The organism is Phenylobacterium sp. J367 (assembly GCF_024699985.1).
GTDB lineage: Bacteria > Pseudomonadota > Alphaproteobacteria > Caulobacterales > Caulobacteraceae > Phenylobacterium.
Genome location: NZ_JAJONA010000001.1, coordinates 2086866 through 2099805, shown reverse-complemented (window position 1 = coordinate 2099805; position 12940 = coordinate 2086866). Strand labels below are relative to the sequence as shown.

At 72.0% G+C, this 12940-nt stretch carries 14 protein-coding genes and 1 pseudogene; 2 read left to right on the top strand and 13 right to left on the bottom strand.

Annotated elements, in window-relative coordinates:
- Positions 1–114: 114 nt before the first annotated feature.
- The 9 genes from LRS04_RS11310 to LRS04_RS11270 form a co-directional block, all read right to left on the bottom strand.
- Positions 115–1155, bottom strand: a complete 1041-nt coding sequence (locus tag LRS04_RS11310; protein WP_257816459.1) for a TonB family protein — start codon at positions 1153–1155, stop codon at positions 115–117.
- A gap of 64 nt (positions 1156–1219) precedes the next feature.
- Positions 1220–2617, bottom strand: a complete 1398-nt coding sequence (locus LRS04_RS11305; RefSeq protein ID WP_257816458.1) for a hypothetical protein — start codon at positions 2615–2617, stop codon at positions 1220–1222.
- A 271-nt stretch (positions 2618–2888) separates the two neighbouring features.
- On the bottom strand, positions 2889–3554 hold the full coding sequence (locus tag LRS04_RS11300; protein ID WP_257816457.1) for an MIP/aquaporin family protein: 666 nt from the start codon (positions 3552–3554) through the stop codon (positions 2889–2891).
- Entirely contained in the window at positions 3551–4063 is a 513-nt protein-coding gene (locus LRS04_RS11295; protein WP_257816456.1) for an arsenate reductase ArsC, read from the bottom strand. The genes LRS04_RS11300 and LRS04_RS11295 overlap by 4 nt, the downstream gene beginning before the upstream one ends.
- Before the next feature lies 1 nt (position 4064).
- On the bottom strand, positions 4065–4418 hold the full coding sequence (locus LRS04_RS11290) for a helix-turn-helix transcriptional regulator (protein WP_257816455.1): 354 nt from the start codon (positions 4416–4418) through the stop codon (positions 4065–4067).
- A 56-nt stretch (positions 4419–4474) separates the two neighbouring features.
- Positions 4475–4885, bottom strand: a complete 411-nt coding sequence (locus tag LRS04_RS11285) for a glyoxalase/bleomycin resistance/dioxygenase family protein (RefSeq protein ID WP_257816454.1) — start codon at positions 4883–4885, stop codon at positions 4475–4477.
- A gap of 203 nt (positions 4886–5088) precedes the next feature.
- Complete coding sequence (locus LRS04_RS11280; RefSeq protein WP_257816453.1) at positions 5089–6207, bottom strand: sensor histidine kinase; 1119 nt, start codon at positions 6205–6207, stop codon at positions 5089–5091.
- Between the two features lie 49 nt (positions 6208–6256).
- Positions 6257–7858 carry a peptide chain release factor 3 gene (locus tag LRS04_RS11275; RefSeq protein ID WP_257816452.1) on the bottom strand — a complete coding sequence of 534 codons (1602 nt, stop codon included), beginning with the start codon at positions 7856–7858 and terminating at the stop codon, positions 6257–6259.
- Positions 7859–7908: 50 nt separating this feature from the next.
- A complete protein-coding gene (locus LRS04_RS11270) occupies positions 7909–8307 on the bottom strand; it encodes a VOC family protein (protein WP_257816451.1) in 399 nt (132 codons plus the stop codon).
- A gap of 227 nt (positions 8308–8534) precedes the next feature.
- Between LRS04_RS11270 and LRS04_RS11265 the strand changes: the two genes are divergently transcribed.
- Positions 8535–8699, top strand: coding sequence for a hypothetical protein (locus LRS04_RS11265; RefSeq protein ID WP_257816449.1), 165 nt, complete (start codon positions 8535–8537; stop codon positions 8697–8699).
- On the opposite strand, the gene LRS04_RS11260 is transcribed toward LRS04_RS11265, so the two are convergent.
- The 3 genes and pseudogenes from LRS04_RS11260 to LRS04_RS11255 all read right to left on the bottom strand — a co-directional run bounded on the left by LRS04_RS11260 (position 8696) and on the right by LRS04_RS11255 (position 10106).
- On the bottom strand, positions 8696–9097 hold the full coding sequence (locus LRS04_RS11260) for a hypothetical protein (RefSeq protein WP_257816448.1): 402 nt from the start codon (positions 9095–9097) through the stop codon (positions 8696–8698). The genes LRS04_RS11265 and LRS04_RS11260 overlap by 4 nt on opposite strands.
- Before the next feature lie 100 nt (positions 9098–9197).
- Positions 9198–9707: pseudogene (locus LRS04_RS27875) on the bottom strand (ATP-dependent DNA ligase); the annotation flags it as partial.
- 66 nt (positions 9708–9773) lie between these two features.
- Entirely contained in the window at positions 9774–10106 is a 333-nt protein-coding gene (locus tag LRS04_RS11255) for a DUF1491 family protein (RefSeq protein WP_257816447.1), read from the bottom strand.
- Between the two features lie 189 nt (positions 10107–10295).
- Here LRS04_RS11255 and LRS04_RS11250 point away from each other — a divergent pair, with 189 nt between their 5' ends.
- Positions 10296–11213: a hypothetical protein gene (locus LRS04_RS11250; protein WP_257819081.1), complete on the top strand. Its 918-nt coding sequence runs from the start codon at positions 10296–10298 to the stop codon at positions 11211–11213.
- Here the strand turns inward: LRS04_RS11250 and LRS04_RS11245 are convergent.
- A complete protein-coding gene (locus LRS04_RS11245; protein ID WP_257816446.1) occupies positions 11137–12834 on the bottom strand; it encodes a HAMP domain-containing sensor histidine kinase in 1698 nt (565 codons plus the stop codon). The two genes, LRS04_RS11250 and LRS04_RS11245, sit on opposite strands and share 77 nt — an antisense overlap.
- Positions 12835–12940: the final 106 nt, after the last annotated feature.

The window sequence follows — 12940 nt, the reverse complement described above, 5'->3', positions numbered from 1 at the left end:
CTTGCCCCGGCCAAGGCGGATTGAGAAGCGGCGCCGCTTCCGGTGGGCGCGTCGCAGGCGCCGCCGGTCGCATATTTTTGACCGATCGCGGGCCTCCGGCGCGGAAAACACGCGTCAGCCGGGCGACTTCACAGGCGGCGTCTCGGCGGGCTTGGCGCCCAGCTCGAAGCGGATCGGGATGCGGACGTAGGCGCCGACGGTCGGCAGGCCCTCGGTGGTCCAGGTGTTGAGCCGGAAGTCCGGGGCGACCTTCAGCGCGGCCTGGCCATAGCCGTGGCCGGCCGGCTCCTCCTTTTCGACCACGCAGTTGGAGACTGCGCCGGCCTGCTCCACCCGGCAGCGGAGCATCACGCGGACCGTCCCGGCGACGGCCGTCTCCTTGGGGAAGGCGGCTGCAAGCGCTTCGACGGTGGGCAGCCTGGCCCAGGACGGCTTGCCGACCGCCGGGTCGGCGCCGGTCAGCATGTCCGGCGAGAAGGCGAAGGGGATCTGCACCCCCGCCCGAAGCATCTTCCCATCCTCGTCGGTGGCGGGGGCGCGGAAGCGCTTCGAGAGCGTCCGCGCCGCGGCCGCAAAGCCCATGCCCTTCGGCTCCTCGCGCATTAACTGGCAGGCGCTCAGTTCGCCGCCGCGGATCGAGCAACTGAGACTGGCGACCCCGCCGACGCCCGCGGCCTTCGCCTTCTCGGGATAGGCGGCGACCACCTCCTGGTAGCTCGGCGCCTCCGGCCAGGCCCAGGCGGCCGGCATCATGCGCTGGGTGCCGAAGGTGTCATTGCCGCCGAAGCCGACGCCGCCACCCGGCATGACGAAGTTGAACGGAAGCCTGACGCCGTCGACGACCGGCTGGCCGTTGCGCCGGGCGGGCTTCATCAGGAGCTGCGGGGTCATCAGCATGGCTGCGGCGCCGAAGCCGGAGCCCTTAGGCTCCTCGCTGGCGACGCGGCACTGGGTCAGCGTTCCCTGCAGGGTGACCATGCACTCCAGGATCGCCTTGCCGCCCTGACCCTTCTTCCACGCCTCCGTCGGCCACACGCCGCGCAGCATTTCGGCGGTCGGGCGTCTGAGCCAGTCGGCGGGCTGGTACTGATCGGCCGCCAGGGCCGGCAGGGCGATGCCGGCGATCAGCACGGCGGCAAGCGGCGATGGACGCATGCAGGAATTCCTCCGGACACGTCCTACAACCTTTGCAGGCGCCGGAACGATCCGGAAAGGCCCTTCAGACGGCGGTGCGCGGCGTTCGCGAGGCGCCGGCGCTGACCCGGTCCAGGGCGTCCTGGGCGACGACGGCGAGCGAACGCAGGCCGTGCTCGCCGAACACCTCGAGGGCGGCGTCGAGCGCGGTGACAGCGGCGGCGCGCTCGCCCCGGTCGCGGCGGGTGATGTCGAGGCGGGCCTCGTAGAGCCGGGCGAGGTTGAGCTGGGCGAGCGCCCAGCCCACAGGGTCGCGGCCCGGACGGGCGGCGGCGAGCTCGATCTTCATCGCAGCCTCGGCGGCGTCGAGCACGGCGAGGTCGCCGGTGAGCTCGGCGGAGCGGGCGAGGCAGACGGCGCGGGCGCCGGCGGCGTGGCCGCGCATCGGCAGGGTCACGGCGTCCTTCAGCACCAGGTTCGCGCGGTCGTAGCAGGTGACCGCTTGCTCGAAGGCGCGCTCGTCGGCGGCGGCTTCGCCGATCGTCTGCAGGGTCTGGGCCAGCGCCATCTGGGCGCGGGCCCAGTCGAGCGGGCTGTGGTCGCGGCTGAGCTCGTCCAGGGCGGCGGCCAGCGCCGTGGCCCCGGCGGAGACGGCGTCGATGTCGCCGAGGCATTCGCCCCAGAGCGTCAGGGCCTGGCCGCGCATCGTCTCGGCCCGGGCCCAGGTCAGCGGCTCGTAGGCGGGGTCGAGCCGGCGGGCGGCGCAGGAAGCGTCGTCGACAGCCGACTTCAGCAGCACCTCGTCCTTCAGGCGCGCGCCGAAGCCCAGCATCAGGTCGGCGCGGATCAGCCGGGCCTCGGCGGCGAGGCCGCGGGCGAAGACGATCCGGCGGGTCAGGGCGTCCAGCGCAGCGATCGGGGCGGCGAAGCGTTCGGCCACCCGCTGGGCGTCCGAGGCGTCGCCCAGGCCGAGCACCTGGCGGCCCTGGACGGCGGCGAGGCCGATGTCGGCCAGGGGCGCGGCCAGCCCGCCACGGGCGGCGGCGCGGGCCTCGCGGAAGGCCACCTCGGCCGCGGCGTCGAGGCCGGGATCGCCGAACAGCTCGGCGCCGGTAAGCGCGCAGAAGCCCTGTTCCGCCCGCGCGCGGGCCCATGCGTCGGGCTTCTTCTTCTGATCCAAGGCGCCGGCGGCCATCTCGGCCGTGGCGGCGGCCTTGCGGAGCGCGGCAGAGTCGCCCGAGCGGCGGGCGACCTCGCGCCAGACGACGGCGGCCTCCAGCCGTCGCTGGGCGGGATGCTTCTCTCCGGCCCGGCCCGCGGCGATGTCGGCGGCGCGACCCTCGTCGCGCAGCAGCTTCATGTCGAGGAGTTCGAGGAGGGCGCTGTCGCCACCCGTGACGCCCTCCCGGGCCGGATAGGACCGGGAGGACTGGGCGGCATCGGCGCCGAACAGCCGCTTAAGCTCGCGTCCCAGCTCGAACATCGCGTCCCTCCAGAAGGCGGGGCGTCCCGCCTTGAGACGGGCAGCCCCTGCCCCGAAGGACGTCAGCAAAGCCGCTGCCGAAGGGTTTAACAAGTCATTAACGTCCGAAGTATGGTTAACGAAGTCCTGCCATCCACAAGTAAAGGCGTGGGTTGTTGATGTGTTCCGCGCAGGCCTGATCGTGTCTTGTCCCGGCGGAGCGGCCGGATCAGGCGTCTGCAATCTCAAGATATTGGGGTCGACCGGCGGGAGCCCGCATTCCCTGCCCGGCTCAGCGGCCGCGGAGCAGCCAGCCCATGACGGCCGCCGCCGCCAGCGCGCCGGCGATCTGCCCGGCGATGAACCCGGGGGCGGAGGCGGGCGCGATGCCCGCGAAGGTGTCCGTCAGGCTCCGCGCCACGGTCACGGCGGGGTTGGCGAAGCAGGTGGAGGCGGTGAACCAGTAGCCCGCCGTGATGTAGAGCCCGACCGCGGCGGGCGTCGCCTCAGGCCGGAAGCGCGACGCGCCGAGGATGGTGGCGATCAGGCCGAAGGCGGCGACGGCCTCCGACAGGCCCTGAGCCGGGCCCTCGCGGGACTGTGTCGAGACCTGCCACAGCGGCAGATCGAACATGGCGTGCGCCAGGAGGACGCCGAGGATCGCCGCCGCGACCTGCACCGCCACATAGGCCAGCGCCGGCCCCGGCGCGATCTCCCGCCGGAGCGCGAAGACCAGCGTCACCGCCGGGTTGAAATGGGCGCCGGAGATCGGGCCGAAGATGGTGATGAGGACATAGAGGCCCGCGCCGGTGGCGAGCGTGTTGCCGAGCAGGGCGATGGCCGCATTGCCGCCGGCCAGCTGCTCCCCCATCACCCCGGAACCGACCACGACGGCGAGCAGCAGGGCCGTTCCCAGCGCCTCGGCGGCCAGCCGGCGGCCGAGGTCGACCCCGCTCATGCCGGGCCGGCGTCGTGCGCGCCGGAGCCGATCTCCCGGAGCCGGGCGTCGAGCGTCATGCGGTCGAGCGAGGCGAGCGGCAGGTTCACGAAGGCGGTGATGCGGTTGCGGAGCTGGCGGGTGGCCTCGCCGAAGGCGGCGGCCACCTCGGCCGGATGACCCTGGACGGCGGCCGGGTCCGGGATGCCCCAATGGGCGGTGACGGGATGGCCGGGCCACACCGGGCAGATCTCGCCGGCCGCGTCGTCGCAGACGGTGAACACGAAATCGAGATGCGGGGCGCCTGCGGCGGCGAACTCGTCCCAGGACTTCGAGCGGAAGTCGGAGGCCGCATAGCCCAGCCGCTCGACGATGGGGACCGCGCCCGGGTTGATCGCGCCCTTGGGGAACGAGCCGGCCGAGAAGGCGCGGAATCGCCCCTCCCCCATCCGGTTCATCAGGGCCTCGGCGATGATCGATCGGGCCGAGTTGCCGGTGCAGAGGAAGAGCACGTGGTAGGGCCGGTCCATCTCAGCAGCTCCGGCCTTCGGCGGCGCACGACTGGCCGGCGATGACCGCCAGCGGCGCGCAGATCGTGGCGTTCCCGGCGCAGCAGTCCTCCATCAGGAAGGTCAGCAGGTCGCGCATCTGCTCGTAGGTGGCGGTGTAGATGATCGAGCGCCCCTCCCGCCGCGAGGCCACGAGGCCGGACGCGCTCAGGATGTTGAGGTTGCTCGACAGGGTGTTCGGCAGCACGCCTGTGGTTCGGGCGATCTCGCCCGCGGGGAGGCCTTCCGGCCCCGCGCGGACGAGGAGCCGGAAGATACCCAGCCGGCCTTCGTGGGCCAGGGCGGAAAGGGCCGTGACGGCAGATGTCGTTTCCATAGTTCGTCGCTATTCGAAATGTGCGACCTGGGGATGACAGCCGCCGGCCGGGCGCGTCAAGCCGCAGCCGGCGCGCCGCAGCAGGCGCTCGCCTGGGGCTTCGGCTCGGGCGCGGGCGCCGGTCCACAGCAGGCGGCCCCGGCGGCGGCGGTGGCTTCCAGCTTCGCCATGGCCTGGTCCTCGCCGTAGGTCGTGGCCTCGCCGAAGGTGTAGAAGGTCTCCCAGCGCACGCCGGCCGGGTCGGCCACCCAGCTCTTGTCGGACTGGGCGTAGCAGCAGGTGGTGGCCGCCTCGTCGAAGGTCTCGGCGCCGGCCGCCTTCAGCCGGCTGGAGAGCTCCGCCAGTTCGCCCCCGGTGTCGACCTGGATGCCGACGTGGTCCACGCCCAGCGCCCGGGCCGGCTGCTTCGAGATCGCGAAGTTCACCCGCGGATCGTCCAGCATCCACTTGGCGTAGTCGTCCTTCACCACATTCGGCGCCGCGCCGAACAGGGGTCTCGTAGAACAGGATGGACTGGGCGAGATCGGGCACGCTCACGTGCAGGTGCAGGCGCTTCATGGGGTTCTCCTTCAGCAAGCCGCGCTGATATCAGTTCTATATTGCGGGAATCTTCGAACTGTCAACCCCCATCTGCACCTGGCCGGGACGTTCGCACGTGCAGAAATGGGAGCTAGAGGGCGCCTTCGGGACCTGCGGGCGGGAGAACGCTTTCGCCCACGACGAGGGGAAAGCCGATCTCGCAGCGGACGCCGCCAGGGCGGAGCGAGAGCCGGCCCTCGCCGCCCAGGTCCTGGGGCAGCCGATCCTCAATCACCTCGGTCCCGAAACCGCGGCGACGGAGGGGCGCGATCACGCGCACGCCGGTTTCCACCCACTCGAGGCGCAGCCAGTCTGGGCCGTCGGGCCGGCTCTCCAGGCGCCAGGTGACCGCGATGGCTCCATTCTGGCCGATGGCGCCGTGGGTGGTGGCGTTCGCGGCCAACTCGTGGATCGCCAGGGTGACGACCTCCGCCGACCCGGGGGCCAGCACGATCTCCGGGCCCTCGACGGTGATGCGCCCTTCGTCGGCCGTCTGGGCGAGCAGTTCCTCGCGGACGAGCATCTCGAGGTCGACGCCTGCGCCCGTGGCGCGGGTGAGCATGGCCTGGGTGCGGCTGAGCGCATTCAACCGGCCCTCCAGCATGTCGCGAAGTTCGTCGGCGCCGACGGCGCCGGCGGCGGTGCGGCGGACGACCGAGCGGACGGCGGCGAGGATATTGCGCACGCGATGCTGCAGCTCGCTCAGCAGCAGGGCCTGGGCCTGTTCCGCCCGGTGGCGCTCGGTGGTTTCCAGGGCGACCATCAGGAACCCGCCGATGTCGCCCGGGGCGACGGGAATGGGCGTCCAGGTGGCGGTGAACCAGCCGGTCTCCAGCCGCCCGGCCGAGCGGGCCAGCTCGAACGGCGTCTCCCGCCAGAGCTGCGGCTCGCCGGTCAGGGTGGCGGCGATCTGCGGCGCGAGCACGTGACGCAACTCGGGCCAGACCTCGGTCAACGGCAGGCCGAGGGAGTGCGGATGCTTGATCCCGAGAATCGCCCGGTACTCGTCGTTGTGGATCAGGATGGCGTCCGCCCCCCAGCAGACGCTGGCCGGCTGGCGCATGGCGAGCACGAGGTCGACCGCGAGCCGCAGCGGCTGGGGCCAGCCGGCGAGCGGTCCGAGCGGCGTCGCGGTCCAGTCGAACGCCCGGACACGCGCGCCCATGTCGCCGCCGCCGGCCGGCCATTCCATCGCAAGAGCGTCCGCCATCCGGTGATCAACGCACCAGACGGCGCGCGAGTCACCCATGCAGCATTTGTCAGGCGCGTTCCTTCGAACGCTCGAAGCGCACCTTGGGGTAGCGCTCGGCCACATAGCCGATTTCCCACGCAGACTTGGCCAGGAAGACGGGCTGGCCGTCGATGTCGGCGGACATCTGCATCTTGTGCTTGTTCGCGAAGTCCTCGAGGTCGGCACGCTCCGCCACCAGCCAGCGGGCCTCGGCATAGGGGCTGGGCTCGAAGATCACCTCGAGCTGGTACTCGTTGGCCAGGCGGTCGGCCATGACCTCGAACTGCAGCTGGCCGACGGCGCCGACGATGAAGTCGGCCCCGACGTCGGGACGGAAGAGCTGGGTGACGCCCTCCTCGGCGAGGCCGGTGAGCGCCTTGGCGAGGTGCTTGGCCTTGAGGGGGTCCTTGACCCGCACACGCTGGAGGATCTCGGGCGCGAAGTTGGGCAGGCCGGCGAAGCGGAGCGCGCCGCTCTCCGACAGGCTGTCGCCGACCCGCAGCACGCCGTGGTTCGGGATGCCGATGACGTCACCGGCGTAGGCCTCCTCGGCCAGTTCCCGGTCCGAGGCGAAGAACATCACCGGGGCGTTCACCGAGATCTGCTTGCCGGTGTTCTGGACCTTCAGCTTCATGCCGCGGCTGAACTTGCCGGACGCCAGCCGCAGGAACGCGATCCGGTCGCGGTGGTTGGGGTCCATGTTCGCCTGGACCTTGAAGATGAAGCCCGTGACTTCCTTGTCGCCGGGCTGGACCTCCGTGGGCTCGCCGCCCCGGGTGGCCGGCACGCCCTTGGGCGGCGGGGCGTACTCGCCAAGCCCCTCGAGGAGCTGGTCGACGCCGAAGTGGCGGAGCGCCGAGCCGAAGAAGACCGGCGTCATGTGGCCTTCCAGGAAGGCCTGGCGGTCGAACGGCTTCGACGCCTCCTGCACCAGCATGGCGCCCTCCTCCACCTCGGCCTGCTCGGCCTCGTCGAGGAAGGCGGCGAGCGAATTGCCGCCGAGCGCCACCGGCTCGGGATGGCCCTCATCGGTCCCGTCCGAGCCCTTCTTGGCGAAGGGGATGAAGCGCTGGCGGGCGAGGTCCAGCATCCCCTTGAAGCGCCCGCCGGAGCCGGCCGGCCAGTAGAGGGGCGCCGGGTCGAGGGCCAGCTTGGAGCCGATCTCGTCCAGCAGGGCGAAGGGGTCCTGGGCCTCGCGGTCCATCTTGTTGATGAAGGTGACGATCGGGATGTCGCGCAGGCGGCAGACCTCGAACAGCTTCAGGGTCTGAGGCTCGATGCCCTTGGCGGCGTCCAGCACCATGACGGCGGCGTCGGCGGCGGTGAGCGTGCGGTAGGTATCCTCCGAGAAGTCCTCGTGGCCCGGCGTGTCCAGCAGGTTGAACATCCTGCCCGCGTGGTCGAACGTCATCACCGAGGCCGAGACGGAGATGCCGCGCTCGCGCTCGATCTTCATCCAGTCCGACCGGGTGCGCCGGTTCTCGCCCCGGGCGCGGACGGCGCCCGCCGCCCGGATCGCGCCGCCGGCCAGCAGCAGGTTCTCGGTCAGGGTCGTCTTGCCGGCGTCGGGGTGCGAGATGATCGCGAAGGTGCGGCGGCGCGCGGCCTCGGCGGCGGGGGAGGTGCTCATGGCGGGCGCAGGTAGCGGTTCGCAGGCGTTTCCGCAAACGCGCCCTTGGCTCAGGCGTGCGGCAGATTGAGTTGCCAGGACACGCCGAAGCGGTCGTTGACCCAGCCGAAGCGCCTCGAGAATCCATAGTCGCCAAGCGGCATGAGCGCGCCGCCGCCCTCAAGCAGCTCGCCGTAGAGCCGCTCGAGTTCGGCCTCGTCGCGGCAGTCCACGAAGATCGACAGGGCCGGCGTGAAGGTGAAGGCGTGGGCGACCGGGCTGTCGAAGGCGCGGAACTCCCGCCCGCCCAGGCGGAACCAGGCCTGGAGCACCTGGCCCGGCTTCGGCGCATCGTCGCCGTGGCGGTCGAGGCGGGTGATCGCGGAATCCTCGAAGATCGAGACGTAGAAGTTCACCGCCTCCTCGCAGCGGCCCTCGAACATCAGGAAGGGGGTGATGGCGGCGGGCATGGCGGCTCCTCGGGATATTTCCCGAACGTAACCGGATCGGCCTTGAAAGCGCCACAGCCGGACACCAGCTTGAACCTCGCGGGCCGGGCCCCTCTGGCGATCGTCTCCCAGCGATCGTGATGTCGGACCGCATCGGGTGTGCCTGATGCTGAGTGGGTCCGTCGCCTCCCCCCAATGACGGCTGCCGGTGTCGGGCGCACCCCTCCAACTTGCCGAGGGGCCGGACGATGCCGCACATCCTGATCTATCGCCTGCAATCCAAGCGCCGGGCGCTGATCGCCGAGATCCGCCGCGAGCTGAAAGGCCGCGCGCCCGACATGCGCCGCCTGCTGGAGCTGCGCAGCCGCAAGGACGTGGTCACCGCCCGGCTGGCGGCGTTGCAGCCGGCCTAGGCGCCGAGCGCGGCCAGCGCCGCCTCGCCCCCGGTCTCGAGCTGGTCGCAGGTGCATTGCCCAGGCGCCTTGTCGGGGCGCCAGCGCAGCAGCTTCGCGCCGTGCCGGAAGCGGCCGCCGGTCGCGTGGTCGTAGCGGACCTCCACCACCAGTTCGTGGCGCAGCGGGACCCATTCGGCCGAGCGCTCGGTCGACCAGCGACTGGGCCCGCCGGGCGCGTCGCCGGTGAACCCCTCGCCAGGGGCGAGCGCCTCCAGCCGCTTGGTCAGCTCCGCACGCTCGGCGTTGGTGATCGTCGAGGTGAAGCCCACGTGGTTCAGCCGGCCGGCCCTGTCGTAGAGCCCGAGCAGCAGGGGAGCCCACGAGCTTCGAGCCCTGACCCCTTGTGACCTGGGCATAGCGGAAGCCGCCGACCACGCAGTCGACGGTGCGCATCTTCTTGATCTTCAGCATCGCCCGCTCGCCGGGGACGTAGGGGCCGTCGAGGCGCTTGGCGACGACGCCGTCGAGCCCGCCGCCGGACCGGGCCAGCCAGCACCGGGCCTCCTCCGGATCGGTTGTGCCGGGCGAGAGGCGCAGGCGGTCCTGCGGACCGAACCGCTCGAACAGCGCCTCCAGCGCCGCGCGGCGCCGGGCGAAGGACGCGTCCACCAGGCTCCGGCCCTTGGGATCGAGGAGGCAGTCGAAGAGAACGAGCGCCGCGGGCGTCTCGGCGGCGAGCTTGCGGACCCGGCTCTCGGCCGGGTGCAGGCGCATCTGCAGGGCGTCGAAGGCCAGTTCGCCCGCCACCTCGATCACCAGCTCCCCGTCGACGACAAACCGGTCGACCGGCAGCGCCCTCAGCATGTCGACCACGTCCGGGAAGTAGCGGGCCAGCGGCTTGCCCGACTTGGCCTGGAGCCCGACCTCGCCGCCGGCCCGGAAGGCCAGGCAGCGGAAGCCGTCCCATTTGGGTTCGAACCGCCAACCAGGTTCATCGGGGATGGCGTCGACGAGCTTCGCCTCCATGGTCTGGAAGCCGGGCGGGACGGCGAGGTCGGAGAGCCTGGGCATCGGCGGGCTAACCGCCGGGCCTCAGGCCCGTTCCACGGGTTCGGTGAGGAAGTGGCGGCCGTCGCGGTCCTCGATCTCGACGACCCAGATGTCCGGGTCGATGCGGGCGGCGCGCTCGACGTAGCGGTCGAGGTCCGGTTCCTGATCGGTGAGCTGGGGCTGCATCCAGACGCGCTCGCCGTCCATGCGGGTGGCCTCGGCGTACAGCCGAGCGGTGCCGTCGGACCGGTTCAGCACCTTCACCAGGACAGCGCCCGCACGGGCGTCGCCCTTGCGGACGACGACAGCGAAGGCGCCGCCGATCTCGGCGCGGCGGATCAGGGCGCCGACCCAGATGTCGGTGGAAAGCAGCATGGCGGCGGACCCTGCCGCACCGCCGGGACCCTGTCATCCCGTTTACCGTATCGCTTAAGGACGTTCCTCAACCCAACCGCAAGCTGCACCCCCTAAACCAGGGTCAACGGCCGTAAAGGCTGACGAGAGAACAACGAAAAGACGCGAATGACGGACACGCGCAAAAATGCGCGGCCGGCGTCTCGGTGGATGGGGTTGTTGGGCGCAGCGATGGTGGCTGCGCCGGGTCTGGCGCATGGCCAGGCCATCGACCTGTTTGTCGAGCGTACGGCCATGATGGCGGCCGACGGCCGCTGTGGGCTATTCGCGCCCGAGGTGTCGCAGGCGCTCGCCGCCGGCGCCGCCCAGGCGCGCGGCACGGCCCTGCGCGCCGGTGTGTCCGCCGACAAGCTCAAGGCCGCCGAGCGCGACGCCCGCGGCCGCGTGGCGCGCGTGGCCTGCCGCTCACCGGACATGACCGTCACCGCCGAGCGGGTGCGCAACGCCTTCGACGGCTACACCCGGCTGGCGCGGATGACCTATCCCGGCGACTTCGCCGCCTGGAAGGCCGATCGCATCCCCTCCTACAAGGTGCGCTGGCGCCTCGCCCAGGAAGCCCGCTTCGGCCGCGACCGCATGACCTTCGGCCTGATCGGTTCGGAGGACGCCGGGACGCTGATGGCCGTGGCCCGCTTCGCCGACGGAGCCGAGCCCTATGGCGCGAGGCTCGTCACCCGCGACACGATCCGCACGTGGGGCCCCTACCTCGACCGCTACTACGGCGGCCCGACCTCGGCCCTGCCGCTCACCCGGCGCGTGCCGCCGGCGAGTGCGCAGACCGGCTACATGGCCCAGACGCGGACCCAGGCGAACCCCGAGCTGCTCGCCGACGACATGAAGTCGGGCTGGGCGTTCCGCTTCCCGGCGGGCGCCATCGGCCGGCTGTCCAGCCTCGACCCGCGCGAGGCCGTGGTGGTGGAGTTTCTGTTCGCGGGCGGGACGCGCCGGGCCTACGTCGAGGTCGGAGACTTCGCCGCTGGCCGCGCCTTCCTTACGGCCGGTTCGCCGAAACCGGCGGCGCCGGCGCGGGTGGCGCTGCAGGAGCCGCGGTCGGCGCGGGGGCGCTGAGGGCGGCCGGCCTGAGGACAGGCATCCGGACGGTGACCGTGGTCCCTTCGCCCAACGCGCTCTCGATGGCCATGTCGCCGCCGTGCAGACGCGCGAAAGCCCGCACCAGCGACAGGCCGAGCCCCGCGCCATTGGCCTTCTGACCGGCGTCTCCGGCCTGCTCGAAGGGCCGCCCCAGGCGCTCGAGGTCCTGGACGGCGATCCCCACGCCGGTGTCGGCGACGACGATCTCCAGCACGTCTCCCGCCCCCTGCACCGTGACGGTGACCGTGCCGGTCTGGGGCGTGAACTTCAGCGCGTTGGACACCAGGTTCAGCGCGATCTGCTTGAGCGCCCGGCGGTCGGCGTCCGCGTCGAGCGGCTCGGTCGGCAGGACGCCGCGCAGGGTCACCCCGGCCCGGTCGGCCTGGCCGCGCATCAGCCGCAGCACCGCCGAGATGGCGTCGCGGGCGTCGAAGGTCTCGCGGGCCAGCTCGAACCGCTCGGCCTCGATCTTCGACATGTCGAGGATGTCGTTGATCAGCTCCAGCAGGTGCGCGCCGCTCTCGTGGACCAGCTCGGCGTATTCCACATAGCGGTCGGACATCGGCCCGAAGAGCCGCTGCCGCATGATGTCGGAGAAGCCCATGATCGCGTTGAGCGGGGTGCGCAGCTCGTGGCTCATGTTGGCGAGGAAGCGGGACTTGCCCGCGTTCTGGCTCTCGGCCGACGCGCGGGCCTGGTCGAGCTCGGTCTCCCGGGCCTTCTGCGCCCGGGCGTCGCGGACCGCGCCCACCAGGCGGATGTCGCTCATCCGCCGCAGCGACAGCACGCACCAGCCGTCGGGATCGTGGGCCGGAATGAACGCCGCCTCGGCCGAGCCGTCCTGCACGGCGCGCTGCAGGGCCTCCTCGACGGCGAGGCGGTCGTCGGGCGAGACGAGTTCGGAGAGGTTGCGGCCGAAGAGCCCGTGCGCGCTCGCCTCGCCGGGCGCCTGGCCGAAGGCCTCCAGGATGCGGCCGCCGGGATAGACGCTCATCAGGAGCTGGGGCTGGTTGTCGAGCACCTCCCGCAGCGCCTGCTCGGCCGCGTCGCGCCGACGGCCCTCGAAGCGGGCATGGCCCTGCAGCGAGACGAGGCCAGCGCCCAGGCCGATGGCCACCGTCGAGAGCGACAGCAGGCTGAACCAGGGGGCGAGCGCCGGAGACGGGCTCGGCAGCGGCATGAGCAGCGTGCCCACGGAAGCCAGGGCGGCGGCGGCGACCGCGCCGGCCGCGCCCAGGGACAGCAGCTCGGAGCGACGGAAGGCGGCGGCGGCGGCCAGCGGCGCCAGGCACCAGGCGGCGAGCGGGCCGAGCGTGCCGCCGGTCATCTGGCAGGCGACCGCGCCGGCGAGGGTCCAGACGAGGATGGCGATCACCCGGGCGGGGCGGGCGTCCAGCAGGGCAAGGCCCGCGCCCACCAGCGCCGGCACCGCGCCGACGGCGAGCGCGGCCAGTTCCGTTCCGGGCGCGAGGCGGCCCAGGCCCACGAGGATCCCGGCCGCGGCAAGCACCGCGCCGGCCCAAGCGAGGTGCCAGGCGAGCGCGAAGCCGCCGAGGCGGCGCGGCTTCCTTCGGGAGTTGTATCGCCGGTACGGCATGCTCTCAGTTGCGATTCCATCCCGGGGTGCGGTCCGGACAGCTTAGCGGCCTGGGCGAGTCCACGTAAGACCGCTCGCCTGCGACGCGACGGCTCCACGAAAAGGC

What these genes read in the sequence shown, in the direction of transcription:
- LRS04_RS11245 (WP_257816446.1), bottom strand. Translation starts at nt 12,834, where the DNA reads ATGCCGTACCGGCGATACAACTCCCGAAGGAAGCCGCGCCGCCTCGGC.
- LRS04_RS11250 (WP_257819081.1), top strand. Translation starts at nt 10,296, where the DNA reads ATGGGGTTGTTGGGCGCAGCGATGGTGGCTGCGCCGGGTCTGGCGCAT.
- LRS04_RS11310 (WP_257816459.1), bottom strand. Translation starts at nt 1,155, where the DNA reads ATGCGTCCATCGCCGCTTGCCGCCGTGCTGATCGCCGGCATCGCCCTG.
- LRS04_RS11265 (WP_257816449.1), top strand. Translation starts at nt 8,535, where the DNA reads ATGCCGCACATCCTGATCTATCGCCTGCAATCCAAGCGCCGGGCGCTG.
- LRS04_RS11305 (WP_257816458.1), bottom strand. Translation starts at nt 2,617, where the DNA reads ATGTTCGAGCTGGGACGCGAGCTTAAGCGGCTGTTCGGCGCCGATGCC.
- LRS04_RS11290 (WP_257816455.1), bottom strand. Translation starts at nt 4,418, where the DNA reads ATGGAAACGACATCTGCCGTCACGGCCCTTTCCGCCCTGGCCCACGAA.
- LRS04_RS11280 (WP_257816453.1), bottom strand. Translation starts at nt 6,207, where the DNA reads ATGGCGGACGCTCTTGCGATGGAATGGCCGGCCGGCGGCGGCGACATG.
- LRS04_RS11295 (WP_257816456.1), bottom strand. Translation starts at nt 4,063, where the DNA reads ATGGACCGGCCCTACCACGTGCTCTTCCTCTGCACCGGCAACTCGGCC.
- LRS04_RS11275 (WP_257816452.1), bottom strand. Translation starts at nt 7,858, where the DNA reads ATGAGCACCTCCCCCGCCGCCGAGGCCGCGCGCCGCCGCACCTTCGCG.
- LRS04_RS11260 (WP_257816448.1), bottom strand. Translation starts at nt 9,097, where the DNA reads ATGCCCAGGTCACAAGGGGTCAGGGCTCGAAGCTCGTGGGCTCCCCTG.
- LRS04_RS11255 (WP_257816447.1), bottom strand. Translation starts at nt 10,106, where the DNA reads ATGCTGCTTTCCACCGACATCTGGGTCGGCGCCCTGATCCGCCGCGCC.
- LRS04_RS11270 (WP_257816451.1), bottom strand. Translation starts at nt 8,307, where the DNA reads ATGCCCGCCGCCATCACCCCCTTCCTGATGTTCGAGGGCCGCTGCGAG.
- LRS04_RS11300 (WP_257816457.1), bottom strand. Translation starts at nt 3,554, where the DNA reads ATGAGCGGGGTCGACCTCGGCCGCCGGCTGGCCGCCGAGGCGCTGGGA.